This is a genomic window from Agrobacterium sp. T29 (genome assembly GCF_006970545.1).
GTDB lineage: Bacteria > Pseudomonadota > Alphaproteobacteria > Rhizobiales > Rhizobiaceae > Agrobacterium > Agrobacterium leguminum.
In genome coordinates, this window is sequence record NZ_CP040640.1 from 1,312,824 (window position 1) to 1,339,066 (window position 26,243).

Sequence of the window (26,243 nt, forward strand, 5' to 3'; positions counted from 1 at the left end):
AAAAATGACACGCCGGCGCCTTTTTCATCCCGCGCCGCGCCATACGGCGAAATCGCTTTTACGCGGCGGGAAATATCTGCCTCCGCTGCATTGCAGCGCTTTCATTGCCGGCGCGATGATTCTATATATCGGCCGCGCAAGGCGGGCGAAGGCGCCGTTTTGGCGGAGGAAAACGAGTAAAAAGGCAAGATTGATGACAGCCACACGGACGGAAACCGATACATTTGGACCCATTGAAGTTCAGGCCGATCGCTATTGGGGCGCGCAGGCGCAGCGCTCGCTCGGCAACTTCAAAATCGGCTGGGAAAAGCAGCCCGCCTCTGTCGTTCGCGCGCTCGGCATCGTCAAGCAGGCAGCCGCCCGCGCCAACATGGCGCTGGCCGGCCTCGACCCCAAGGTCGGTGACGCCATCATCGCCGCCGCGCAGGAAGTCATCGACGGCAAGCTGACCGAGCATTTCCCGCTCGTCGTCTGGCAGACCGGTTCCGGCACCCAGTCCAACATGAACGCCAATGAGGTGATTTCCAACCGCGCAATCGAGATGCTCGGCGGCGAAATGGGCACCAAGAAGCCGGTTCACCCCAACGACCACGTCAATATGAGCCAGTCCTCGAACGACACCTACCCCACCGCGATGCACATCGCCTGCGTGGAAGAGATCGTTCACCACCTGCTGCCGAGCCTCAAGCACCTGCACAAGGCGCTGGAAGCCAAGGTCAAGCAGTTCGAGAAGATCATCAAGATCGGCCGCACCCACACGCAGGATGCAACGCCGCTGACACTCGGCCAGGAATTCTCCGGCTACGCCGCGCAGGTCGCCTCCGCCATCGCCAACATCGAAACCACCCTGCCAGCGCTTTCCAAGCTCGCGCAGGGCGGCACCGCCGTCGGCACGGGCCTCAACGCCCCCATCGGCTTTGCCGAAAAGGTCGCCGAGGAAATCTCCAAGATCACCGGCCTGCCCTTCGTGACTGCGCCGAACAAGTTCGAGGCGCTCGCCTCGCACGATTCCATGGTCTTCTCGCACGGTGCGATCAATGCGGCCGCTGCTGCGCTGTTCAAGATCGCCAACGACATCCGCTTCCTCGGCTCCGGCCCGCGCGCCGGTCTCGGTGAATTGTCGCTGCCGGAAAACGAACCCGGCTCGTCGATCATGCCGGGCAAGGTCAACCCCACCCAGTCGGAAGCGCTGACGCAGGTATGCGCCCACATCTTCGGCAACAATGCAGCGCTTTCCTTCGCCGGTTCGCAGGGCCACTTCGAGCTCAACGTCTATAACCCGATGATGGCCTACAACTTCCTGCAGTCGGTTCAGCTTCTGGGCGACGCGGCCGTCTCCTTCACCGACAATTGCGTCGTCGGCATCGAGGCCCGCGAAGACAATATCAAGAAGGGCGTCGAAAACTCGCTGATGCTGGTGACGGCGCTCAACAGCAAGCTCGGCTATGACATCTGCGCCAAGATCGCCAAGACCGCGCACAAGAACGGCACGACGCTGCGCGACGAGGCCGTCGGCGGAGGATACCTCACCAACGAGGAGTTCGACCAGTATGTGCGCCCGGAAAACATGATCGGGCCGAAGTAAGCCTGTCGGATTTTTTGAAACAAGGAACGGGCCTTCGGGCCCGTTTTTTGTTTGTTCAACAAAAGACAAGCCTATCCAGAACGAATCTCAGGATGATCAGTCGGGGAAGAGTTTTCCGTCATGCCGGACTTGATCCGGCACCCAGCCACGGCGCGTCTGCGCCGTGAAAAGAGTCTTTTGCGATCAAAGACTTGATCGCACTGGACCCCGGATCAAGTCCGGGGTGACGGAGGAGATGTCTAGACTTCCCGCAATAAAAAAGGGCCGCAAAAGCGGCCCTCTTCATCTCATTCAAACCGTCAAACCAGCCGGCTCTGCTCCACCGCCGCTTCGATGAAGCTGGCGAACAGCGGATGCGGGTCGAGCGGGCGGCTCTTCAGTTCCGGGTGGTACTGCACGCCGATGAACCACGGATGGTCGGGATATTCCACCGTTTCCGGCAGGACACCATCCGGAGACATCCCCGAGAAGACCAGGCCACATTCTTCCAGCCGGTCCTTGTAGTCCACATTCACCTCATAGCGGTGGCGGTGGCGCTCGGAAATATCCGTGGTGCCGTAGATTTCGGCGATCTTGGTGTCTTTCTTCAGCGCCGCCTTGTAGGCGCCGAGACGCATGGTGCCGCCGAGATCGCCCTTGGAGGAGCGCTTCTCCAGCTCGTTGCCCTTGACCCACTCGGTCATCAGGCCGACGACCGGCTCGGAGGTCGGGCCGAATTCGGTGGAGGAGGCATTTTCGATGCCGGCAAGGTGACGGGCCGCTTCCACGACCGCCATCTGCATGCCGAAGCAGATGCCGAAATAGGGCACGTTGCGCTCACGCGCGAACTGCGCCGCCATGATCTTGCCTTCCGAACCGCGCTCGCCGAAGCCGCCCGGCACCAGAATGCCGTTGACCTTTTCGAGATAAGGCGTCGGGTCTTCCTTTTCGAAGACTTCCGACTCGATCCATTCCAGCTTGACCTTGACGCGGTTAGCGAAGCCACCGTGATGCAGCGCCTCGATCAGCGACTTATAGGCATCCTTGAGGCCGGTATATTTACCGACGATCGCAATGGTCACTTCGCCTTCCGGCGTGCGGATGCGGTTGCAGACCTCTTCCCACTGTTCCAGACGCGGCTTGGGCGCCGGCTCGATGCCGAAAGCGGCCAGCACTTCCGAATCGAGGCCTTCCTTGTGGTAGGCAATCGGAACGTCATAGATGTTCGCCACATCCAGCGCCTGGATGACGGCGGACGGACGCACATTGCAGAACAGCGAAAGCTTGCGGCGTTCCGCTTCCGGGATTTCCCGGTCGGCACGCACGAGCAGAATGTCGGGGTGAATGCCGAGCGCCTGCAGTTCCTTCACGGAATGCTGGGTCGGCTTGGTCTTCAATTCGCCAGCTGCCGGAATGTAAGGCATCAGCGTCAGGTGAAGATAGATCGCCGTGCCGCGCGGCAGGTCGTTGCCGAGCTGACGGATCGCTTCCATGAACGGCATCGCCTCGATGTCACCCACCGTGCCGCCGATCTCGCAGATGACGAAGTCGTAATCGTCATTGCCTTCGATCACGAAATCCTTGATCTCGTTGGTGACATGCGGAATGACCTGAACGGTTGCGCCGAGATAGTCGCCGCGCCGTTCCTTGTCGATGATGTTCTTGTAGATGCGACCGGTGGTGATGTTGTCGGTCTTGGTTGCCGAACGCCCCGTGAAGCGCTCGTAGTGGCCAAGGTCGAGGTCCGTCTCGGCACCGTCATCCGTCACGAACACTTCGCCGTGCTGTGTCGGGCTCATGGTGCCGGGATCGACGTTCAGATAGGGGTCGAGTTTACGAAGCCGCACCCGATAACCACGGGATTGCAACAAAGCTCCGAGTGCTGCCGCGGCGATGCCCTTACCTAGAGAGGAGACCACGCCGCCTGTGATGAATACATATCGCGCCATGGGATTCACCGGATACCTTTTTACCTCTGATTCCGCCAGCCCAAATTTCATGCTTTCGAAAATTCGCTGTTGACGAATTTGCGATGGGTCAGGCCGGAATGCGAACAAAAGAAAACCGGCAGGCTTTTGGCCTGCCGGAGCGTTAAATCAAAACCGGGCTTATTGACCGGTCGGAACTGCGTTCGGATCGGCGGGCTGCGCCGGGGCCGGAGCGGCCGGAGCCGGGGTCGTCTGAGCCGGTGCGGCTGCACCATTGGTCGGCACGCCATTCTCAGCCGGAGCCGGCGTCGACGGCGTCGTCGCCGGGCCGAGCGTATCGAGAATGCCGTTACCCTGGCCCTGCGTGGCCGGAATACGGTTCAGAATATCGGTCGGGCGCGATTCGTAGCGCGTCAGGAGACCGAGGCCGAGCGAGGTCGCGAAGAACAGCGCGGCAAGGATCGCCGTGGTGCGCGTCAGCGCATTGGCCGTTCCGCGCGCGGACATGAAGCCCGAACCGCCGCCGATACCGAGGCCGCCGCCTTCGGAACGCTGGATCAGGACCACACCGACAAGCGCCAGCACGATCATGAGGTGAATAACAATCAAAACGGTCTGCATGACAATCCATTCCATGCCCCGCGCGGAGCACTACAAAGAAGGTTTCGCGGCTCTTTACATGAGGCGAAGGCTTATTCCAAGCCCCTTTCCCGCCATCTGTAACAGGAAAACCTGTCTCAGGCCGTCAGTTGCTCGTATGCCGCATAGATGGACAGGAAGTCTGCGGCTTTCAAGCTCGCGCCGCCGATCAGCGCGCCATCCACGTTCTCGACGCCCATCAGTTCCAGCGCATTGGCCGGCTTCACAGAGCCGCCATAGAGGATGCGCATGGTCTTGCCGGCGTCGCCGAAGCGCTTGACGAGTTCGTCGCGCATGAAGGCGTGGGCCTCGCGCACATCGTCCACGGTGGGTGTCAGACCCGTGCCGATCGCCCAGACGGGCTCATAGGCGATGACGGTATTTTCGGCGGTCGCCTCATCCGGCAGCGAGCCGGCGAGCTGGCGCTTGAGGATATCGAGCGTCTGTCCCGCCTTGCGCTCATCCGCCGTCTCGCCGATGCAGACGATGGCGATGAGATCGGCCTGATGGGCGGCAACGGCCTTGGCGCGCACCAGATGATCCGTCTCGGCATGGTCGGTGCGGCGCTCGGAATGGCCGACGATGACATGGGTGCCGAAGCAGTCGGCGATCATCTCGGCGGAAATATCGCCGGTATGGGCACCGGAGGCGTTCTGGTGGCAATCCTGTCCACCGATCATCAGCGGGCTGTCATCGCACAGCGCCGTTGCGACATAGAGCAATGTCGAGGGCGGGCAGATCAGCGCATCCACCTTTTCGGACAGCGCGCCCTTGACGCCCTCTGCCATGGCCTTGATCTGATCGAGCGAGGCACGGGTGCCGTTCATCTTCCAGTTTCCGGCAACAAGCGGTCGAACATTCGGCGTCATGCGTATCCCATTCCCTTTGTCTTGAGGCCGCCTGTGGCGGCGCCCCTTCCCTCAGCCGTATTACGGCCCATAATCGCGACAGAAACACTGCCGGAAATCCCGGGATATTCCTTTAACCTCAGCCGGCAACAAATGGTACAAAAAAGCGGCCGAAAGGTTCAAAACGACGGGCAATTTCTAAAAATTTGCCGTTGCTGACCCAAATCGAGGCCTCAGCGGCTCAAAATCCAGTTCAAAACCGCCCGCCAGTCGGTCATGCGCACCGGTGTGCCGTGGCTGCCGGTCTCATACCGCGTGAACCGCGACGGCTCGCCGGCCTTCAGCAAAGAGCGGAAGATGCTTGCCTGCTGATCGGCCGAATAGACCTTGTCGGCGCTGCCATGGGTGAACCAGACCGGCTTCTTCGCCCTGGCAAAGACGCTTTTCGGAAAATCCGGATCGACCGCACCGCCGAGGATCGCCATGCCCTTGAGATTGGCGACGGCAGCCTTGTCGCGGCTGATGCCGTAGCAGATGAAACTGCCCATCGAGGCGCAGGTCAACACGACAGGCTTGCCGCCCGATTTTTTGGCCGCATCGGCAATCAGCGCCGCGATATCGGCAACGCCGTTCTCATCGAAGGAGCGCACGCTCGGCGCATAATAGGTGCCGCCATTGGCGACGGCCAGATTTTTTAGCCGGTTGAAATTGCCGCCGAAGGTGTAGTCGTTCATGCCGAGCCGCCGGTCGCCGCCGCGTCCATGGATGAAGATGACCGTGAAGGCCTGCCCGCTCGCCGGCCCGACACGGCCGACCTCAAGCGCCCTGCCCTCGGCGGAAACGGTTTCGAGCGCCTGCGCCTTCTTCGGAGTCATATCGACATATTGCCGTTTCACCCGCCGCTCGGGCACCTCGTCGCGGCCGTTGATATCGCGCATCTCCTGATAATCGATCACCTCGGACGCGCCGCCATCGGCCGTGGAGAGCACCGTCTGGGCGGAAAACAGCTCATCCTTGAAGGGACGCAACGGCCCGTCGGAGGCGAAGGCTGCAACCGGCATGGCCGCAACAGTCAGGCTGAAAAGAGTACAAAACGTGAAATGAGCTGTGGACATGCCTTGGCTAACCGTTCATTCGTGGCTGCGAGACTTGCCATTGCAACCTCGCCAGCGCAATCCTCCTGTTGCGAAACCCTGACACAATCGTGGCATAGGATGCGCCGCATCTGCCAGGCGGACCCACTTCAAATCGGACGGGAACCGCGTTTGGCGTTATGATTGACGCTATTGGCATAATGATTCGCATGGCGAAATTCTGACACACGCTTTTGAACTTTGGACATGATGGACGACAGCAACGATCTCTTCTCCGGTCTTCCGGCAGCACGAAACAGCGATACGGAAACGAACGAGGACACCGCAAAGACGCCGGTGACCGCGGCCGCCAACGTGCCCGCCAACGCGAATGTGCAGCCGAAGCCCGCAGCCGTTGCGGCCGTGACGCCGCCCGCCCCCGTATCACCATCCGGTGACGACTACGGCGCGTCCTCGATCCGCGTGCTCGAAGGGCTGGAGCCGGTGCGCATGCGCCCCGGCATGTATATTGGCGGCACCGATGAAAAGGCGCTGCACCACCTGTTCGCCGAAGTCATCGACAACTCCATGGACGAGGCCGTCGCCGGCCACGCCAATTTCATCGAGGTCCATCTCGATGCCGAAGGTTTCCTGACGGTCACCGACAATGGCCGCGGCATTCCGGTGGAAAACCACCCGCAGGTGCCGGGCAAGTCAACGCTCGAAGTCATCATGACGAAACTGCATGCCGGCGGCAAATTCGACGGCAAGGCCTATGAGACATCGGGCGGCCTGCACGGCGTCGGCGTTTCCGTGGTCAATGCGCTGTCCGATCTTCTCGAAGTGGAAGTGGCCCGTAACCGCAAGCTTTACCGCCAGCGTTTCTCGCGCGGCCTGCCGATCGGTCCGCTGGAAGAGCTGGGCGACGTGCACAACCGTCGCGGCACCCGCGTGCGTTTCCATCCCGATCCGCAGATCTTCGGCGACCACGCGAAGTTCGAACCGGCCCGCATCTTCCGCATGGCCCGCTCCAAGGCCTATCTCTTCGGCGGCGTCGAAATCCGCTGGAGCTGCGATCCCGGCATGGTGCCGGCCGGCGGTGAAATCCCCGAAAAGGCCGTGTTCCATTTCCCCGGCGGCTTGAAGGATTATCTCGCCGCCACGCTCGGCAAGGAATTCACCGTCACCCGCGAGATTTTCTCGGGCCGCACGGAAAAGACCGGCGGCCATGGCGCGCTGGAATGGGCCGTTACCTGGTATGGCGGCGACACGCAGATCCATTCCTATTGCAACACCATTCCCACGCCCGAAGGCGGCACGCATGAGGCGGGCCTGCGTATCGCGCTCACCAAGGGCCTGAAGAATTACGCGGATCTGACGCAGAACAAGCGCGCCAAGGACATCACCACCGATGACGTGATGATCTCGGCCGCCGGCATGCTCTCCGTCTTCATCCGCGAGCCTGAATTCGTCGGCCAGACCAAGGACAAGCTCGCCACCGTCGAGGCCCAGCGCATCGTCGAAAACGCGCTGCGCGATCCCTTCGACCATTATCTCGCCGGCAATCCGGGCGAAGCGGCGAAGCTGCTCGACTGGGTGATCGAGCGCGCCGAAGAGCGACTGCGCCGCCGCAAGGAAAAGGAAGTCAACCGCAAGACCGCCGTGCGCAAGCTGCGCCTGCCCGGCAAGCTGGCGGATTGCGCCCAGAACACGGCGGAAAATGCGGAACTTTTCATCGTCGAGGGTGACTCGGCGGGCGGCTCGGCCAAGCAGGCGCGCAACCGCGCCAATCAGGCCATCCTGCCGCTGCGCGGCAAGATTTTGAACGTCGGCAGCGCCAGCCGCGAAAAGCTCTCCGCCAACCAGCAGATCGCCGATCTCATCCAGGCGCTCGGCTGCGGTACGCGCACCAAGTACCGCGAAGAAGATTTGCGATATGAGCGCATCATCATCATGACCGATGCCGATGTCGACGGCGCCCATATCGCCTCGCTGCTCATCACCTTCTTCTATCAGGAAATGCCAGAACTCATTCGCGGCAACCATCTCTATCTCGCCGTGCCGCCGCTTTATGTCATCCGTCAGGGTGCTAAGAGCGCTTATGCCCGCGACGACGCCCACCGTGCCGAGCTGATGGAAACCGTCTTCAAGGGCAAGAAGGTCGAAATCGGCCGCTTCAAAGGCCTTGGCGAAATGATGGCCCAGCAGCTGAAGGAAACCACCATGGATCCCGAAAAACGCACCCTGCTGCGTGTCGAGATCGACGATGTGGATTTCGAAGGCACCCGCGAGGCCGTCGACAATCTGATGGGCACCAAGGCCGATGCCCGCTTCCGTTTCATTCAGGAACGGGCGGCCTTCGCTGATAATCTGGATATCTGATGAGAAACCGATCTAAGTATTGGCCAAAAAGGCGTTAGATCTGGCCATTTTGGAAGCTAAAACTGGCCAAACCACATTCTACTGTTTCCGGGTGCTGAAAGGTGCCCGGAGAATACCTTAAGGAACAAAACAGGAATAAACTAGACAGGCCCGGTGTTGGATTATGGCAGATGCAGTGATTGCAAGTTGGGACGGGCACGACTATCAGGCTCGGTTCTTCTGGATACATGCTTCAGGCCTTCGCAATCCGCAGACCCCGCATGTCGTCGAGGTCTCGTACGAGACCGATGGCCCAAAGGGCTTTGATGATATCGTCGTGCGGTATAGCCCGGGCCAAACTGAATGCCGTTCGTTTAGGGTGGAGACGGCCCACCACCGGTTATATTCCTTTACCGCTCCATTGATTCTGATGATGTTCGGGTTGTCTTGAATGGACATACGAGTCTCCCTGCAGGTTTTCGGGAGACGGTGGCTGTTTCGAATCAAGGGAGTTGCCTGTTTGGCAGGGGGAAACTACCCGATCTCCGGCTGGAAAGGTGGATTTCTGGGCCCCGAGCGCCTGCCGCTTTCAGGCTTCAGCGAAAATAGGGACAGACCCGCGAGCCTACAGCCCCTTCCCCATCACCGCCTAGAAAACACACGTAAAGGTCGTTCATCTTCGCCCTTATTGGCCGGGCAAATCAAAAAATCTGTCCCGGATTCGCCGCGTTTCGTGCCCATGCCGGCATTTGGGGCAGATCACAAACAATCACATATGACTTTTTGCACCTTATCCTGCGACCAATTCAACTGCTTGCAACCGGCTGCCTGTTTAACTTCGACCGGAAAAAATAAAACTAGCGATGGCAAACACTTAAATATAATTTTGACGTGAAGCATCGACCCTTGGATACGCTCTGGCCAGCACCGTGCGAGCTTCGATCTCAACGAAATGCAACGAATAACTGATGCAAATTGGTAACGCAATTATGATTATTCGGCTAAGCGCGCCAGAGTTGTCTTGCAAAACACCCTCTATTGATTAATGCGTCGCATTGGGCAACATGGGGTTGAAGTTTATTGATGACCAGATATCTGGCCAGAGCGCGGTTTGTCGTTCCGGCAGCTACCAAATCATCTACAGCAAGTGGTTTCGACAGGAAGGTGATCGGTGGTATCGCACCGGCCTCACCCGCGTTGCGAAACTCGGTCGTCGTTCTCTGCGCAGCTCTTTGCCTTGCTCCGCAAACGGCATTGTCACGGGATGATCTCAAAGGGCGGCCGCCGGCAAAGGCAAACGCAGGCCAGGCAGTTCCAGGTGTCGCCGCATCGCAGGAGCCTGCCCTGACGATCCAGACATTTGCGGGTCCTATATCTGATAATGCGACGTCCGGTGCTTCACCATGTTTTCCGGTAGACACGATCCGCATCGAAGGCGGCCACGAACTCATTGGCAGCGAAGCTGTGGAGGACGTGACAAGACCCTTCGCATTGTCCTGCCAGAGCAATGAAAGCGTCGGCGGATTGCTCAAGGCGGTAAACGGTCTTTTTGCCGACAAGGGTTTTGCCACGACGCAGGCCTGGTTGCCGGAGCAAGACATTGCCGCCAGCAGAACGCTGGTCCTGCGCGTTGTGCCCGGGCGGATCGATGCGGTCGTCTACAAGGAGGAGCAGCAGCCTTATAAGGCGTTCTTTCCCCGGATGGCGGAATTAAGTGGCAACGTCGCACGATCCACCTCCATTTCCGAGTTCGTGCAGCAGGCAGATGCCTGGTGGGAGGGCCTTGATGACGATCTTGAACGCCTGACCTTGTTGCCGCCATCCGCCCGGATCGCGATGACTGGGACAATTGCCAAAGACGATGTCCTGCATGTCGATCGCCTGCAGGACACACTCGATAGCCTCAACAGGGTTCCTTCGAACAAGGCAAAGGCGGAGCTTGTTCCGGGCAAAAGGCCGGCGACCTCCGATGTGCAGATCACGAACCGCATCCATGACGCGTTCAGGCTCTACGGCGGTTACGACACGGAATCGATCGAAGGTGTCGACAAGCTTCGCTTCGGGATCACGGCGGAGAAAGACAATCTCATCGGCATCAACGACATGTGGGGACTGACGCTTAAGAGCGGCGTCGAGACCAATGAGCTGAGCGGCGATTTCGCGGTTCCCGTCGGACGTGCCACAATGAGGCTCAAGGGCGACTGGTCCGAAAACATGATCGACCTAGGCCCGCTTTCCGAGTTGTTCATGACGACCTGGAACGTCAGCGCAGGTGCCGACTGGATCGTTCATTCGTCGCGCACGGAGCGGCTGGTTGCCGATTTCACAGTCACGCATCGCGAACAGAACCGCTACATCAACGGCGTTGGGCTGATGGATCAGCGCGTTTCTCCGCTTCAGGCAGGCCTGACTTACAGCCGCTTTTTTGAACGCGCCAACGTTTCGGCCCGGATCGGTGCCAGCCAGGGGCTGTCTATCTTCAATGCCCGCGAAGATGCCGACGATATCGACGACTCCACGCCCCACAGCCAGTTCACAAAGCTGGATGCGTCTCTCTCGGGGTCTTATGTCTTCCCCGGGCGCGCCTCCGTTTCGTCCAGCCTGTCGACGCAATGGGCGGCAACAGCGCTTTATTCCGACGACCAGATGACGATCGGCTCGCGCAGTTCGGTACGCGGCTTTTCCAATGGAAGCTTCAAGGCTGACCGCGGCGCGGTGTGGCGAAACGAGGTCGCATTCGCCATGCCGGTGGATTTGCTTTTGGGGAAAGCCGGATCAGGCACACAGCCGGACAGCCAGGGCCCAGTGCAAATATCTGCCCAATCGTCGGAATGGGCGCGAACGACCCTCTCCCGTCTCAACCCCTATCTCTTTCTCGACGCAGGGCTCGGCCGCGACGTTGCCAATGAAGTCACCGGATACCGGGTCGGCAGTGGTGTGGGCCTGCGATATGGCGGTCCAAGGCTTTCTTTCGATGTCGGCTACGCCTGGCGGGTTGCCGAAGACAGCCGAAGCCGACGCGTGAGCGAGGAAAAGGGCGAGTTGTTCATGACACTGCGTTTGAAGGTTTTTTGAGCGATGCCGTTTTTGTTCGATCCTCCCTCAAGAAATGCTGGCGATAATCACCTCACGTTTGCGCTGTGCCGCTGGCGGTTCTCATCGGTCTCCGGAATTGGCATGGCGCTTGTTGCCGTTGGATTGATGCTGATCGCTCCTGCGGCGAAAGCAATTGCGGAGGACGGCAAGGCTCCCGCTGTCCGGGAAGAGACTTCCGGGGTTGCGGCAAAAGCAGTCGTAGAGCCCAGGCGTTATGGCGATTGGGAACTGGTCTGCAAGCCACAGGCGGCTTCCGACACCCCGAAAGCGGAAAGCGCGACATGCCGTCTCCAGCAGGCCCAAGCCGTCAACGGCGGAAAGGATGTCGTCTTTCTGTTCAACATTGCGAGGCAGGGAAAACAACGTGTCGCGATCATTTCGACGCCGCTGAACGTCTATCTGCCGGCAGGTCTGGAGTTGAAGATCGATGGCGGGCAGGTTCAGCGTGTTATCTTCGAGACCTGCAATATCTCCGGATGCCACGCCGGCTTTGCTCTCAGCGGCGCGCTGCTCGGCGCTTTGCGCAAGGGAAACGTTCTGACGGTCGCTCTCAAGGACACCAAGGCAACCACCATTCCGCTCAAGGTTTCACTCAACGGGATCAGCGCCGGTATCGACGCGCTGGATGCGGCAACACCATGAGAGCAGACAGGGAGATATGCGCAGGAATAGCTCGCCATGTGTTGGTTGCCGGCCTGATGGCGGCAGGCTGGCTATCAATGGCCGGACAAGGATTGGCGGCACCCGGCGAGTTCAAGGACTGCACGGGCAGGATTGAAGAGGTGTCCAGCAGCCGCCCGATCTCTTTTGCCGATCTGGCCGGTCGCATCGGCAAGGTGGATTACGTGCTCTTTGGCGAACGGCATGGCGTCAGGGAGCAGGCAGTTGCGTCGTCCTGCGTGCTGTCGGCTATGGCAAAGGATGATCGTCCCGTAACCGTCGTGATGGAAATGCTCTCGCGCGATGACGATGCGGCAATTGCCCTCTATCGCAAAAACCATCCGGAAACACCGGCCGGGCTGGGCGCAGAACTTAAATGGTGGACGCGAGGCTGGCCAGCCTTCGACAACTGGTTGCCGCTCGTTGAGCGCGCATTCAGCCTTCGCGTTCCCTTACGTGGCGGCGATCTGGCGGAAAAAGATGGACGCACGAGCGAACTGACACCAAGCGAGAAAAAGGCGATCCGCAAACGGCTCGGTGCAGCCGAAACCGCAGTCCGCAAAAGCTGGACGAAAGCAATGATGGCAGCGCATTGCGGACTGATCTCGGATCGGCAGGCCGCGCTGAACGCCGACCATCAGATCCGGCGCGATCTTTCCATGGCCGATGCCGCAGAGCAGGCCCGGATGTTGAAGCATGGTGTTCTGCTACAAGTCGGCCGCGGTCACGGTCGCAAGGACCGCTCTCTTTATCAGGCCCTTGCCCGGGCAGACGCGTCGGTTCTGACCGTTGGCGCTTTCGCCGAAGGTGAAAATATCACCGACGAGGAGCGCAGGCTCTACGATTACCTGTGGATCGTCGGCAAGGCTGAACTGGCCGACCCGTGCAAACTGACAGGGCTGACGAGCAAGACAGGGGAGTCCATCTCCAGATGAGAAGCATGTTCCAATCGTTTGACATTAGACGTTCGTTGAGATGTGGGCTGCCTCTGCTGTTGTGCGGTGTCGCTCTGCCAGCTTTCGCGCAGGTCATTCCTGATCTCGGGACCAATACGACGACCAGCGTCGATGCGGTGAGCGGCGCGACGAACGTCCAGATCGCTGCTCCGGTCGGCAACATCAGCCGTAATACCTATACGGAATTTTCGGTCAGTCCGGTCGGTGTCAATCTCGACAACCGGACAGCCAATGCCCGCACCATTCTCAATGAAGTGACATCCTCCCGCATATCGCATCTCAACGGCCCGCTGGAGGTGCTGGGGGCCAGCGCCCATGTCATCATTGCCAATCCGAACGGCATTTCCGTCGATGGGGCAAGCTTCCACAAGACCGGTGGCGTCGTGCTTTCCACCGGCAAGGCGTCTATCGTGAGCCGACAGATCACATCCGGCTCCTTTCAAGATAATGTGGTGCTCAAGACAGAGGGCGGCACGATCGATATCGGCGCGGGAGGTCTCTCCGGCGCGATGTCTACCCTGCATTTGTTGGCAGGCCGCATCCGCGTCGACGGCCCTGTCGAAAACAGCTCCCCCCAATTGCGCTCGTCTATAGAACTGACCGCCGGCGGCAGTTCCGTCGAATACGATTCAGCGATCGTGCCGAACTCCGATCTCGAGAACTGGGGACGGAGGAAAGACGAGGGAAGCAACGACAATTCTGTCGCTATTGAAATAACCTCGCGCGGGACGCTGAAGGCCAATACGGTCCGCATCCGCGCCACCAACAATGGCGCAGGTGTCAGCCACGCGGGCAACGGGCTCGCGGCATTCGGCGATTTCGTGATCGATGCATCCGGCAAGGTCACGACGAGCGGATCAATTGAAGCGAAGAACAATGTCCACATTAACGCAGGCTCGATAGAGGCCCGCTCAATGGCCGGTCAGCCTCAAAGCAAAATCGAAGCCATCAACGGCGCATTGACGCTTCTTGCCGGAACGGGTGACATCACAAGTACCGGTGTTTTGATGAGCGGCAGCAGCCGCGACGGAGCGAATGCAGACTCCAAAGGTGCCGCTACACTCAAGGCTGCGGGTGATATCGCGCTTCTAACCGAGAATGCCGATCAGCTCGCAATCGTATTCGGTGCGAAGGGTGATCTCGATGTCCGCGCCGAAGGCACGATCATTAATAATACTGGCAGGCTGCTCTCGAATAACAAGGCCATTGTCGAGGCTGGTGGAGACATCCTCAATATCGCCGAGGTCCTTAACGGCGAAGGTGTCTGGCACTACCAGAAGGACGACGGCAAGCGGCTCTGGTACACACTCTGGCAATCGCGCGAAACGATCGAAACCATCAGCCTGGATTATGGTCAACAACGGGTGCCGGGCCAGCAGGCATATATCATCGGTGACAGTGTCGCGATGAAGGCCGGTGGAAACGTCGTCAACCGCGGCAGCTCGATCAATGCCAATACAGGATCGGTGCTGATTGACGGGACAAGCATCCATAATGAGGGCGGTCTCTCCGGCTCCCTGCAGTTCGTCAAGCGCTGCAGGTTGACCTGCATCGGTTATGGATCTTCCACAACAAATGTCTCGGGTGGCGCGATCAATGCCAACGGCAATATCGAATTGCGCGCCTCATCCTCAATCCTGAACAGATATGGCCAGATCGTCAGCTACGGCAGCATCAACGCGAGTGCTCCCTCCGTGGTGCTGGAGGGGGGCTCGATCCCGACCGTCGTTCAGCGTCCAACCGGCCTCTACAATTTCTGGGGTGGATCGACCGCGTGGATCGGGACCGGTGATCAGGGCGGCGTTTTTGAGGCGCCCCAGGGCAGTATCACGATCAATGCCTTCCGTCCTGTTCAGGTGACCGCGGGCACGCTGCGGGCGCGAGATGGTGTCTTTGCCCCGTCAGGCATCGAAACCTTCAAGGAAACGGCAGGCGAAGAATACCCGTTCGGCCTCGACGCCATCGGGCTCTTCCCGGGGATGGTCGGTAGATGATGGCAGGCCGAATTCACCGGAAATCACCATTCCTGTTCGCCATGACGCCCAAACTCACGGCGCCGAAAAAAGACGAAATTGCTCCCGGGCATGACCCGGAAAATCCCGATCACGGAGTTCGATCCATGCGCAACACGCTATGCCGCCGCCCCACCCTCACCTCTTTGGCGCTTATCGCCCTTATGGGAGCCCTGGGTTTGGCGCAGCCCACATCGGCTGGCCCGCTTGAAGATGGCAAGGCGCTTCTGGAAAAGAAGGATTTTTCCAATGCGGCAAAGGCTTTTGCCGACGGTTTTGACAAGGGCGATGGAGAAGCCGGCTTCCATCTGGCTCGCATGGTCGAGCTTGGTGTGGGTTTTACGCCCGACGCGGTGAAAGCGCGGGCTCTCTATATCGCTGCGGCGGAAAAGGGTTCGGCTGCGGCGATGAACCGGCTGGGGCTCATGCATCTTCGCGGCGAAAATGTCCGCCAGGATTTTGCTGCCGCGGCTGAACTGATCTGCAAGGCTGCCGATCTCGGTAACCCAGAAGCCCAGTTCAATTGCGCAGGTCTTGCTCTCGATGGTCTCGGTCGCGCCAAGGATGCCGCAATTGCCTTCGGTTATTACGAGAAGGCCTCGCAAAATGGCCACACCGGCGCGCGCAACATGGAGGCCGCACTTCTTCGAACCGGTACTGGAACCGAACAGGACCTCGCCAGGGCGGTGAAGCTGTTCGAACAGGGCGCGTCACTCGGAAACCCGGTCTCGCTCTACGGTTTCGCCGAGATGCTGGAAAAGGGTGAAGGTGTGGCTGCCGATCCGATCCGTGCCCACCTCTATTACAATCTCGCCAATGAACGCGGACATCCCGGCGCGCGTGCGGCTCTCGAGCGCCTGACGGCGAGCATGACACCGACAGAGATCGAGGATGCGCAGGCGCGTGCCCGCAACTGGAAACCGGCTCAGGCCGTGGAAGCAAATTGATCGATCACATTGAATTTCGAGAGGGACCATGAAGATCACGACGATTTTGATCGCGGCGGGGGCTGCACTTTTGTTGGCGGGTTGCCAGACGACGAAGCCGCTTTCTCCGGAGCAACAGGCGAAACAGGACGAATATAATCGCGAGAATGATCGAGTCGCCAAGGCGGATTGCGGACTGGTGGATTTGCTCAATCAGCGCAGGACCAAGGTGGACGAGAAGCCACTACATGCACCCGACTGCGCCTATATGCGCAGGAACAATACTCTTGTGGGTTTCGACGGCCGCCCGACGCCTTTACCGAATTTTGCCTTCAACGGGATCCCCGTGCCGATTGGCGGCGTCGTTGCACTCGCCCAGGCGGCGGAAAAGGCGACCAACGAGGAACGCGCAAAGAAAGCGCAAATACCAGCCCATCTGAAATCCGAGGATGGAGCAATCGTTTATCGGAAGATGATCCTTCGCGGGTTCAAGGAGGCCGAGGTTGCCGCAGTCGCGGACACTGCAGCTTTCTCTCACGCGGCCGTAGCGACGGGTCGCGGTCGGCAATATCTGGCATCGGGCGCGAGGTAAGCCATGCGCGTTACATTTGTCGGCAAGGCTTTGATCGCATTCAGCCTGATTGGACTTGTCGGATGTCAGGGGGCTGCTCCGTCTGCTGAACAGGCAGCCAGGCGGGAAAAAATCGAACAAGCGAATCTGCGCAACGCACAGGCGTTTTGCACGATGATCGATGAGGCAAATCGATTGACAATCGCTCGCCGGCAGATGCCGCCTGAAAACGACGATTGCGCCTATTTCAGGCGCAACGGCACCCTTGTCGGCTACAGTCCGGCGGTCAGAAACCAATATACGGGCTTCTTCGACAATCTGCGGGATGTCGCGGCCTACGGTCGCGCGCAGAAGGCAGCGTTGCCGGTCTCGGTGAAAAACGACCCGGATGCATCGGATATCTATCGCAAATTGCTGATCCGCGGTTTCGACGAGGAGATTGCCGGTGAAGTGTCGCGTTCGCGCGCGTTCCTTGAGGCAGCTATCGCCTTCCGGCACGCACGGCAGTCGCAAGGAATAAAATAATGGCTTGGTGGAAGATGACGCGTTTCCTTCCCGTTTTCCTCTCGCTGGCCCTGGCTGCCGGCTGCCGGCCCACCGATCCGCAGCCGGTCGCGACACTGAACGGCGAAAAGATCATGTCGGCGACATGCACCAATTCGATCGTCACCCCGACGGAGCAATCCTGCAAAAAGGCTGTCCTCGAAAAATGCCGACCGGGGGCGACCATCGCCGACATGAGCGAAACATCTCGCCCGGTTTACCGCCATCCGGGATGGACCACGCAATATATCTGGACCGTCCTCATAAAGAACTGCTGACGGCGCAGTTTGCGTCTACCCGAATATGAACTCAATTGCCCTTGCTGGTGGGAGTATCCGAATGAAAACGATGATGGTCAAAGCGCTGATCCGCAAGTCCAGACCGGGCAAGCTGGTCAAGAAGGCGACCGCATTGGTGACGTCGGTCAGCCTCGTGCTGACGACGATCGCCAGTTCATTTGCACCCGCCAGCGCGCAGGTCATCACAGATCCGACCGCACCAATTGAGTTTCGTCCAAATGTGACGTCTTCGGGCAATGGAACGCCGACGCTGAACATCGTCAAGCCGTCGAGCGGCGGTGTCAGCCATAACAAGTTGCGCGAGTACAATATCGATACGCGCGGACTGATCCTGAACAATTCCGGGCTTGGCGGAACCTCGATCATCGGCGGCAAGGTTGAATCCAATCCCAATCTTGTCGGTGGCAGCTCCGCCAAGATCATCGTCAACGAAGTGACAGGCAGCAGACGTTCCAACCTCAATGGCGTGACCGAGGTTTTTGGTTCGAAGGCTGATGTGATCGTGGCCAATCCCAATGGCATCGATTGCATGGGGTGCGGATTTATCAACACCGGTCGCGCGACGCTGACCACTGGAACGCCGCTTATCGACTACAATGCCGGCACGGTAGGGCTGGAAACCAGATCCGGCGACATCACCATTTCCGGTACCGGTGTTTCGGCTGCCGACGGCCAGTCGCCGGACGAGATCCGGCTTGATGCAAAATCAATCCGGATCGATGGCCTGATCGATGCGCGGGGTCGTATCGACCTCAAGGCCGGCTCCAATCGTACTGACGGTTCGACGGACAAAACGACGACCATCGCCGGCGATCCCGTGGGCCAGGGAATCGTTTCGAGCGCGGCAGGCGTTGTACGCGCGGCATCGATTGCGGCCCTTTCCAGCGATCTGAACACAGGTATTTCGCTGGCTGGCAATATACAGGCTCTCGGTATGCTCGATGCCAATGGCGCACTCCTGCCGGGTGCGCTTTCGCTCGTCTCCGCCGGTCAAATCCAGTTGGTGTCGGGCGGTGTGGTCGGCAACGCCGACCTTCGTGCAGCAGGCGCGCTTCAGATTGCGCGCGATCTCGCGGCCCAGGGAGAAATCTCCATCACTGCCCGAGATGTCTCATTGCTCGATACGGCGACCGTAGAAGGCGGGCGCGGCCTTTCCATCGTTGCGAGTGCTGACATCGTTTCCGCTGCTGTTCTCAAATCCGGCGGTGCTATGACGGTGGATGCGGGCAGCAGCGCCTCTCTGTCCGGCATTATCGCCAGCGTCGGCAATATGAACCTGCGCGCGACAGACAAACTTGCCACCGACACGGCGACCCTTGTTGCGCCGAACATCGACATCAGGGCGAAGGACGTGGTGCTGACCTCGACTTGGCTCGAACCGGAAAACCAGGGTTCGATCACGGCAACCAATGTCGAGATCGGTGATGGCACCCAGTTCAAAAAGACGTCTCCCGTCTTCATCAATGCGGCTGAACAGCTCACCATCGGCACCCGAATCGATACCGCGGGCTATCCCGCGCTTGCGATGGCATTCCGGGATCTCGCGATTTCGAACACCGGTGTGTTCACGACGGGCGACCACCTGTTCGATGTCCGCAACTTCAGGAATGCCGGCGTACTCCTTTCAAGCGGCCAACTCGCGATCAACGCTCAGCAGGCTATCGTTGATGCAACGGGTGTCATCAAGGCCGGGACGCTCAGGATAACGACCGCAGGCAATCTCACCAACTTGGGAAGTCTCCTTTCCGAAACGACGCTTACGCTTCTTTCTGACGGAAGCGTAACAAATAACGGAAAGATCACCGCAGCAGGTGAACTTGAACTCGATGCCGTAAATTATATCGCCAACTCGCAGGGGGCTCAATTGGCTGCCCGGATGGCAGTGCTGATCCTCGGAAGCGAGCTCCGCAACAACGGAGCGATTAGCGCACTCGAGACCGTCGATATCAGCGCCGGTGGCGCGATCACGAACACCGGTACGATCAGCTCCAATGCAGACCTCACTCTCGTGGCGGCTGATATCCTCAACTCTGGCGCAACAGCATTGATCGGAACACATGGAAATCTTTCGATCACGTCCAGTCACCTCGCCAACCTGTTCGGCACTCTCCAGGCCAATGGAAGCTTCGAAATCGCCGCATCCGGCTCTCTCATCAATGCTGGCCTGCTGCTCGGACGGTCTGACCTTGGAGTTACAGCCTCGGCACTGACCAATCTCGAAACCGGCAAGATCCATGCAGGACGGATAGACATCAAGCTGGATGCTGGAGACCTGAGCAATCTTGGTCAGATGGTCAGTGGAGAGACGTTCGGTATTGTCACTGCGGGAACTGTCCTCAACGATGGTATCGTCCAGGCGAGGTCATCCACGCTGCGCCTTGAAGCCGTTTCCTACGTTTCGAATTCTCCTGCCGCAGAGCTGGTTGCGGCAAACGCAAATATCATCCTGTCTGGATCCTTACGCAATGCGGGTCTGATCGCCACGCCTGGAGCGCTGACTCTGCAAGCGGCACAGGGTGCGCGAAATGAGGCAAGCGGCGAAATCGTCGCCAAGGTGATTGAGACGAAGGTCGTTGGTGATCTCATCAATCTCGGCAAACTCGTTTCCGAAACAACGCTGAGTGCCACCGTTTCCGGCCTTCTTGCCAATAGCGGTTTTATCCATGCCGCCGGCGATCTGGAACTGACTGTAGCCGATCTGATCAACAGTGGTTCCGGGTCAAGTATCGCCAGCAACGGCGACATAACCGTTCTCGCCTCGCGCGGTATCGCCAACAATGCAGGTTCAATCGCTTCCAATCGCGCGCTAACGCTTTCGGCAGACACTACCTTGTTGAACTCTGGTCTTCTGCAAGGTCGCGAGGGACTTTCAGTTTCGGCTGAGAAGCTCGATAACCAGCAGACGGGGCGTATCTATGCCGGTTCGACACGCCAGACAGAAAATGGCCTCGTACCCGTTGGCGAACTGACCGTAAACCTCTCCGGAACTCTCTCCAATCTCGGGCAGATCGTTTCGGCCAACGGTGCCCTGCTTTCAGCGACCGCGAGCCTTGGTAACAGCGGATCAATCGAGGCCGGTGGAAACCTGCGTCTGCAGACTTACAGCTATATTCCCGGTTCTTCGTCTGCCCGTCTGGTGGCCCGCAATCTCGATCTCATCCTTGGATCGTCCTTCACGAATGCAGGGCTGCTTAGCGTCGCCGGCAAGCTGGGCCTCGATATCAAGGGCAATCTTGTCAACAGCGCCACAGGTAAAATCGATGCCGGCGCGATAGAGACCAGTGTCAGTGGAAACCTGTACAATCTTGGTTCGATCCTGACACCCGGAACACTGAACGTTGTGGTTGGCGGCCTGCTGACAAACGAAGCGCTGATTCATGCCGGGGCAGGATTGAAAGCCCAGACCGCATCGCTCGCCAATGTCGGGACCAATGCCGCAATCAAGTCCAGCGGTAACATGATCCTCGAGGTTCGTGGCAATCTCGATAACAGCCTCGGCCGTATATTCGCCGGCGGCAATCTTGCTATCGAGGTCCTGGCAACGCTGACGAACGCATCGGCCCGCATCGAAAGCGGCGCCGACATGCAGATCAAGGCGACGGCACTGATCAATACCGCATTGGATGGTACGGACAGCGCGCAGGACTATTACCAGCTCGGTGACCTCAGCATCCTCTATGCGACCGAGCGCACCAGCAGCCCCGCGCGGTACTGGGGAACGATGACTGCCACGCGCGACGAGTTCTCCGGGATTGTTCGCGTTCGATTGCCCGGCACGATTCGCGCGGGCGCAAACATGGCGATTTCAGGTGATGCTCTTGAAAACCGCGAAGGCCGTATCCTCGCGGTCAAGGACCTCTCCATCGACGTGAACCGTATCCTCAACGATATGGTCACCAGCAATGTCGATCACTATCGCGTGCAATGGGGCGGTGTCCGCAGCTTCATGGATAGCGGGTCGGGCAAGTTTCATGCCCCGGTCGGTGCCGATCCGCGATGGCTCGTGGCACAATTCAACCCCGCCATTTTCAAGGACCCGGCGCTTGCCGAACGCGCTGAAGGCGGCAACCGGATGATTGTCATTTCCAAGGGCAAGTCTCCGGTGACGATCACCTATTCGGGCAAACAGAAATACAAGGATGGCGTCATCAACGGAGGCGCCGTCCAGGTCATCGAATACGCGGACGCGGCAAGTCTGCTTGATCTGGCTGCACTCGGTATCGATCCGAACAACATCCCCGACGTGATCATGATCGGCAGCCGTATGGCCGAGGTCGGAAGTGGACCCTACGGCAACGCCACGAAAACATATGTCGGAACCGCCACGGTCGGTGTCGGCTCCATGATAAAGTCCGGCGGCTCTCTGATGATCGATGGCGGCGCCGCGATCACCAATCGCGGTACGCTTTCCGGAAGCCTCGTGTCCATCGAGGCCGGAGAATTGCAAAACGGCCTCGGCACGCCCGGCGGTATCGATGGTTCCGGTTTCGGCAATTATAGCGGCACGACGCCTGTTGGCATCAGTGGCAATGTCGGTTCGGCTATTGGCGGTGCTGCAGGCCAGTTGGGCATCGTCAACTTTGTGCTCGATGATGTCTCGGTTCCGCCTCTTGACCTCGGGGCTTTCGAAGCGCGCAATCTCCACAGCGTCAACGCCTCCGATTTCGGTAACCTCGTGCGCGTTACCGGCTCGGCCGAAGCTGCACGCCTGCTCGGCTCGGCGCGCATAGATGGCGCGGCGCTCACCTTCTATGCGGATCCGGTCGCAGAGGCGAAGGCCCTGGCCGAGGCGGCCCGCCAGCAGGCTGGTACGCATCTGGTCGTCGATCCTTCCCTCTCTGTGGAAGAGCAACGGGAGCAGCTTTACCGCAATGCGGCGGAATTCGCGGCGAGCACCGGCGCGCAATACGGCGTGGCCTTGACCGAGGCGCAGCGCGCTGCCCTCGAAAAGCCGATCGTATGGCATGAAACCCGTATCATCGACGGCAAGCCCGTGCTCGTCCCGCGCCTTTACCTGCCCTCGCAGGATGAACTGTTGCGTGGCGGACGCGGCGCCGGCCTGATCGCTGCCGATGATCTCCTGATCGATATCGACGGCAAGCTCAACAACAGCGGTGCGATCGTAGCCTCCGGGCTCGCCTCGATTTCCGCCTCCTCTATCCTTAACCAGCGTCTGATCGACCTCGATGAGCGTGACCGTGCACTTGCCGGAGGACGCGGGGACAGCGGCCTGATTTCGGCGGGCACGCTGTTCATGGCGACCGACGGCGATCTCCTGAACCGGGGCGGCACGCTTGCCTCGGCGGGCGATATCGACCTCAGGATCGGCGGCTCGCTGATCAACGAAACAGAGCGATACACCCGCACCGTCGATTCACAGGACGGTTGTGTCGGCAAGGCCTGCGGCACCCTGCGCACCGATTATAATGTTGCATCCATCACGGCCGGACGGGATCTGACCGTCATCGCCGACCGGGATATCGTCAATAGCGGCGGTACACTCGGCTCCGTCACCGACATGCTGCTGGCGGCCGGTCGCGATGTAACCTTCGAGACGCTGAAGGACAGTTTCGTCGCTGAAGATTACAAGAAGCGCGGTTTCCTGTCGGGCATTACGGTGCTGCGCAACGAGATCACCACAGCCGAGGCCAGCGCCCAGTCGCTGGTTGGCGATGTCTCGATCCTTGCCGGCTACGGCGTATGCGATGGCGGCAGCCTGTGCGCGAAGGGAACCGCTCCTGGCGATGTTCTTCTGAACGGCGCGCTGGTCAGCGCCTTCGACAAGCTCTCGATCGACGCCACCGGCAAAATCGACATGGGTGCCGTCAGTGAGGAAGTCGAGAACCGCTACAAGGAATGGGGTTTCAAGGGTCTGGGCTGGGGCTCGGTCAAGCAGGCGTGGAACGATGTCGATACGACCGTCACCCGGCTTTCGGGCAATGACGTCTCGCTCAACGCCAAGGGTCCGATCACCGGTACGGGCGTGAAGATCGCTGCCGTCAACGACCTTCTGATGAAGACCGATGACACGATCCGGCTGGAAGCGGCGCAGGATGCGCTTTATTTCACGGAGAAAGGTTTTTACGTCGGGCTGAGCTTCCCGGGATCGGCCGGCATAGATGCCGCGCTGAAGGGTGGCTCCGGCGGCCAGATCCTTTCCGGCCTTGCCGGCATCAATCCGCTGACAGCCAAACTTGCAACGCTCGCCAATGCCGACAATGGACTTGCGGCTGGGCTGGCTGCCGTCAATCTGGCGACCACCGGAGCTTCCGTTTTCGGCGGTGCTGTGGACGCTACCCTCGGACCCAGCAAAGGCGGTGTGGTTGGTTCCGCACTCGATCCCCTCAAATCTTTCAGAGATCCCGGAACGGGGCAAATTACGGCAGGTTCGATAGCGAAGACTGTCGGCATCAACCTGTCCGTCTGGAAGAGCGAACAGCGCTGGAGTGAGAGCCAGATTTCCGAACTGAAGGCTGGCGGCGATATCGTCATGAAGGCCGGGCTGGACGTCATTCTGGATCAGGGCACGAAGATGGTCTCCGGCGGCGATGTCACCATCGATGCCGGCCGCGATATCCTCATGGCCGCACTTGTCGATTACGCAAAAGACAAATCGTCCTCCTTCGGCCTACAGCTCTCCCTGTCCTCGATCGGCTTCGATATCGGCAAGTCGAAGGGCTATGACGAAACGCTGACGAACGCTTCAATCACTGCCGCCGGCAATGTCTCGCTCACATCGGGCCGCGATACGGCGCTTCTGGGCGGCAACATCATCGGCAGGACGGTAGATCTGGATGTCGGGCGCGATCTCACCATCCTCTCGCCGCAGGCTCAGGGCTGGCGCGACGGCTTTTCCTTCGGCCTGACGGTTGGCGTGAACCCCGCCGACTGGAGCGTTCGCGGCTCGAAGGAGGACGGTTTCAAGGCATGGTCCTCCGGCTCGGGGATTGTCGCGGCACAGGGCATCGACATCAAGGTTGCCGAAGACACCACGTTGGTTGGCGCGCTGCTTCAGGCGACCGATGGCGATATCAGCCTCGATACCGGCACGCTGACGGTGGCCGACCTGAAGGATACCGACCAGTACAAGAATGTCGGCGGATCTATCGGCATGAGCGGCGGTGGGCTTAATTCCGTCGGTTTTTCCTATGAGAAAAAGGACAAGCAGGGCGAGACCCGCACGACGCTCGATGCGTCCGGTGATCTGAACGTCATCATTCGCGATGCGGACAAGGACGGTGTCGCCGGAACGGAAGCGGACAAGGCGACCGCCGAGCAGCTTCTGGCTTCCATCAATAAGGATGCCTCGAAGTATCAGGAGATCACGAAGGACGACTACACCAAGCTGTCTGGTGAGCTTGATGTGCAGAACCTGATCGAGTTTGGCGATAATCTGAAGAAGATTCAGAGCTATCAGCGGGCACAGAACGCGGCAATTCCCGAAACTGTCGCGGCGCAGGGGCCGGAAGCCGTCGATCTCTATCGTGACGCTATCGTGCGCGGGCTGACTGGAGCAGAGCTGCAGAACTATGTGGCCTCGCAGGAGTTTCACGACCAACTCGTGAAACGGAACAATCTGTCTGCGGCAATTGCGTCTGGTGAGAAGACCAAGGAAGAGATCTCTCAGATTCTCTATCTTACAGCGGCGGGCGAGCAACTGTTCTTCGACAAGAAGGACAATCAGCTCAAGATCGTCACGGACTGCGGAATCAACGGTTACGGCTCAAGTCCGTGCGGAGTGCCGCTAAATGAACTTAGCAAGCTTTCACCTGACAAGGTACAGAGTTTCATCGATTCCTCGCTTGTTACTCTGCTCCAACCCCAGACGAACATCGATGCTGCAATCCAGGCCGCACTTGATTGCGCCATTGCCTGGACCATTCAGGGCGGCTCATTCGATGCCTTCGGCTACATTGAAAATTATCTGCAAACGAACACCAGCGCCATCAGTGACGAAAGCCGCTACAGGGCCGATGCCTATCTTGCCGTGGCCCGCGCCAATGCAATCCAGATTGCCAAGGCCGTTGATGCGAAGCTCATCAAGAACCTCAACGATGAAAGCATAAACTGGGGCTCCCAGCTCTATGATGTCGCTAAAATCGCACAGGCCGACCCGGATTCGGCCTGGGGCATGATTTCCACACTTCAATATCAATTGCTGGCCATGGGCGATGCCTCCGATCTGGGGGGGAATACCTGGGCGCGTATGATGCCGGCTCTCAGTGCACTGGCTGACAGCCTTGGCATGGGAGACGCCGTGGCGGCCGGTCGGGACCGCTTCCAGCAAACGAGCGACGAGGAGCGTACGCGCGTCAATCGCGGTATTCGCGCCTGGATGGCAGGCGACGGTAGTTTTGAGAAGTTGTCCTTAGCGGATCAGCAGGCGGCCACCGCCGCTTTGGGAGCCGGAATTGTCACAGTAGGGATTGCTCCTGGCTCCGTCGTTGGGGGGATCGTCGGTCACGTTGTTGGCCGTCCCATTGCTGACATGATACTAGGTGCGCCGCGGATCGGAAGTGGTCTGAAAGCTGATAGTTCGCATCGAGCCGCTAGTTTTGCGACTGCAGAACAGTTGATGACTGGAAAGGTCTTCGAATTAGTTGGAGGGGATGGCGTAAAGCGAACGCTCTTGCAAACCAAAGCTGAATATAACGGAAAGAGCGGAATATTTGAGTATATATTTCAATCAGGTAAAGGTGTAACCCATCAAAGGTTCATCGAAGGAGGAGTAATCAATGGCGCACCAAATCAACGAGTGAAACCATAA

At 59.2% G+C, this 26,243-nt stretch carries 16 protein-coding genes; 12 read left to right on the forward strand and 4 right to left on the reverse strand.

Features of this window, described 5'->3' with window-relative positions:
• The first annotated feature begins 193 nt into the window (after positions 1-193).
• The gene (fumC, locus tag FGF54_RS06660; RefSeq protein ID WP_035223240.1) at positions 194-1,585 is read left to right on the forward strand and encodes a class II fumarate hydratase; all 1,392 of its coding nucleotides are present in this window, start codon (positions 194-196) and stop codon (positions 1,583-1,585) included.
• Between the two features lie 299 nt (positions 1,586-1,884).
• On the opposite strand, the gene FGF54_RS06665 is transcribed toward fumC, so the two are convergent.
• From FGF54_RS06665 to FGF54_RS06680, 4 genes are all read right to left on the reverse strand, one after another.
• Positions 1,885-3,513, reverse strand: a complete 1,629-nt coding sequence (locus FGF54_RS06665; RefSeq protein WP_168208024.1) for a CTP synthase — start codon at positions 3,511-3,513, stop codon at positions 1,885-1,887.
• Between the two features lie 159 nt (positions 3,514-3,672).
• Positions 3,673-4,113: a preprotein translocase subunit SecG gene (secG, locus tag FGF54_RS06670; protein WP_142779254.1), complete on the reverse strand. Its 441-nt coding sequence runs from the start codon at positions 4,111-4,113 to the stop codon at positions 3,673-3,675.
• A gap of 116 nt (positions 4,114-4,229) precedes the next feature.
• Positions 4,230-5,000, reverse strand: a complete 771-nt coding sequence (gene tpiA / locus FGF54_RS06675; protein ID WP_142779255.1) for a triose-phosphate isomerase — start codon at positions 4,998-5,000, stop codon at positions 4,230-4,232.
• Between the two features lie 212 nt (positions 5,001-5,212).
• Positions 5,213-6,094, reverse strand: a complete 882-nt coding sequence (locus tag FGF54_RS06680; RefSeq protein WP_142779256.1) for an alpha/beta fold hydrolase — start codon at positions 6,092-6,094, stop codon at positions 5,213-5,215.
• 225 nt (positions 6,095-6,319) lie between these two features.
• On the opposite strand from FGF54_RS06680, the gene parE reads away from it, so the two are divergent.
• From parE to FGF54_RS06735, 11 genes are all read left to right on the forward strand, one after another.
• A complete protein-coding gene (gene parE / locus FGF54_RS06685) occupies positions 6,320-8,434 on the forward strand; it encodes a DNA topoisomerase IV subunit B (RefSeq protein ID WP_142779257.1) in 2,115 nt (704 codons plus the stop codon).
• Positions 8,435-8,597: 163 nt separating this feature from the next.
• Positions 8,598-8,864 carry a hypothetical protein gene (locus tag FGF54_RS06690; protein WP_246666960.1) on the forward strand — a complete coding sequence of 89 codons (267 nt, stop codon included), beginning with the start codon at positions 8,598-8,600 and terminating at the stop codon, positions 8,862-8,864.
• 632 nt (positions 8,865-9,496) lie between these two features.
• Positions 9,497-11,488, forward strand: a complete 1,992-nt coding sequence (locus tag FGF54_RS06695; protein ID WP_246666961.1) for a ShlB/FhaC/HecB family hemolysin secretion/activation protein — start codon at positions 9,497-9,499, stop codon at positions 11,486-11,488.
• Positions 11,489-11,590: 102 nt separating this feature from the next.
• Positions 11,591-12,151, forward strand: a complete 561-nt coding sequence (locus FGF54_RS06700; protein ID WP_246666962.1) for an invasion associated locus B family protein — start codon at positions 11,591-11,593, stop codon at positions 12,149-12,151.
• Between the two features lie 38 nt (positions 12,152-12,189).
• The gene (locus FGF54_RS06705; protein WP_246666963.1) at positions 12,190-13,104 is read left to right on the forward strand and encodes a ChaN family lipoprotein; all 915 of its coding nucleotides are present in this window, start codon (positions 12,190-12,192) and stop codon (positions 13,102-13,104) included.
• Entirely contained in the window at positions 13,101-15,119 is a 2,019-nt protein-coding gene (locus FGF54_RS06710) for a filamentous hemagglutinin N-terminal domain-containing protein (protein ID WP_246666964.1), read from the forward strand. The genes FGF54_RS06705 and FGF54_RS06710 overlap by 4 nt, the downstream gene beginning before the upstream one ends.
• 125 nt (positions 15,120-15,244) lie before the next feature.
• A complete protein-coding gene (locus tag FGF54_RS06715) occupies positions 15,245-16,084 on the forward strand; it encodes a tetratricopeptide repeat protein (protein ID WP_246666965.1) in 840 nt (279 codons plus the stop codon).
• A 28-nt stretch (positions 16,085-16,112) separates the two neighbouring features.
• Positions 16,113-16,655, forward strand: coding sequence for a hypothetical protein (locus tag FGF54_RS06720; protein WP_142779258.1), 543 nt, complete (start codon positions 16,113-16,115; stop codon positions 16,653-16,655).
• 174 nt (positions 16,656-16,829) lie between these two features.
• Positions 16,830-17,159, forward strand: coding sequence for a hypothetical protein (locus FGF54_RS06725; RefSeq protein ID WP_142779259.1), 330 nt, complete (start codon positions 16,830-16,832; stop codon positions 17,157-17,159).
• Positions 17,159-17,455, forward strand: coding sequence for a hypothetical protein (locus tag FGF54_RS27480; RefSeq protein ID WP_246666966.1), 297 nt, complete (start codon positions 17,159-17,161; stop codon positions 17,453-17,455). Before FGF54_RS06725 ends, FGF54_RS27480 begins: the two co-directional genes overlap by 1 nt.
• Positions 17,456-17,516: 61 nt before the next feature.
• Positions 17,517-26,243, forward strand: coding sequence for a hemagglutinin repeat-containing protein (locus FGF54_RS06735; protein ID WP_142779260.1), 8,727 nt, complete (start codon positions 17,517-17,519; stop codon positions 26,241-26,243).

Coding starts and splice junctions, on each gene's coding strand:
- fumC (WP_035223240.1), top strand. CDS start 194: ATGACAGCCACACGGACGGAAACCGATACATTTGGACCCATTGAAGTT.
- FGF54_RS06665 (WP_168208024.1), bottom strand. CDS start 3,513: ATGGCGCGATATGTATTCATCACAGGCGGCGTGGTCTCCTCTCTAGGT.
- secG (WP_142779254.1), bottom strand. CDS start 4,113: ATGCAGACCGTTTTGATTGTTATTCACCTCATGATCGTGCTGGCGCTT.
- tpiA (WP_142779255.1), bottom strand. CDS start 5,000: ATGACGCCGAATGTTCGACCGCTTGTTGCCGGAAACTGGAAGATGAAC.
- FGF54_RS06680 (WP_142779256.1), bottom strand. CDS start 6,094: ATGTCCACAGCTCATTTCACGTTTTGTACTCTTTTCAGCCTGACTGTT.
- parE (WP_142779257.1), top strand. CDS start 6,320: ATGATGGACGACAGCAACGATCTCTTCTCCGGTCTTCCGGCAGCACGA.
- FGF54_RS06690 (WP_246666960.1), top strand. CDS start 8,598: ATGGCAGATGCAGTGATTGCAAGTTGGGACGGGCACGACTATCAGGCT.
- FGF54_RS06695 (WP_246666961.1), top strand. CDS start 9,497: ATGACCAGATATCTGGCCAGAGCGCGGTTTGTCGTTCCGGCAGCTACC.
- FGF54_RS06700 (WP_246666962.1), top strand. CDS start 11,591: ATGGCGCTTGTTGCCGTTGGATTGATGCTGATCGCTCCTGCGGCGAAA.
- FGF54_RS06710 (WP_246666964.1), top strand. CDS start 13,101: ATGAGAAGCATGTTCCAATCGTTTGACATTAGACGTTCGTTGAGATGT.
- FGF54_RS06715 (WP_246666965.1), top strand. CDS start 15,245: ATGCGCAACACGCTATGCCGCCGCCCCACCCTCACCTCTTTGGCGCTT.
- FGF54_RS06720 (WP_142779258.1), top strand. CDS start 16,113: ATGAAGATCACGACGATTTTGATCGCGGCGGGGGCTGCACTTTTGTTG.
- FGF54_RS27480 (WP_246666966.1), top strand. CDS start 17,159: ATGGCTTGGTGGAAGATGACGCGTTTCCTTCCCGTTTTCCTCTCGCTG.
- FGF54_RS06735 (WP_142779260.1), top strand. CDS start 17,517: ATGAAAACGATGATGGTCAAAGCGCTGATCCGCAAGTCCAGACCGGGC.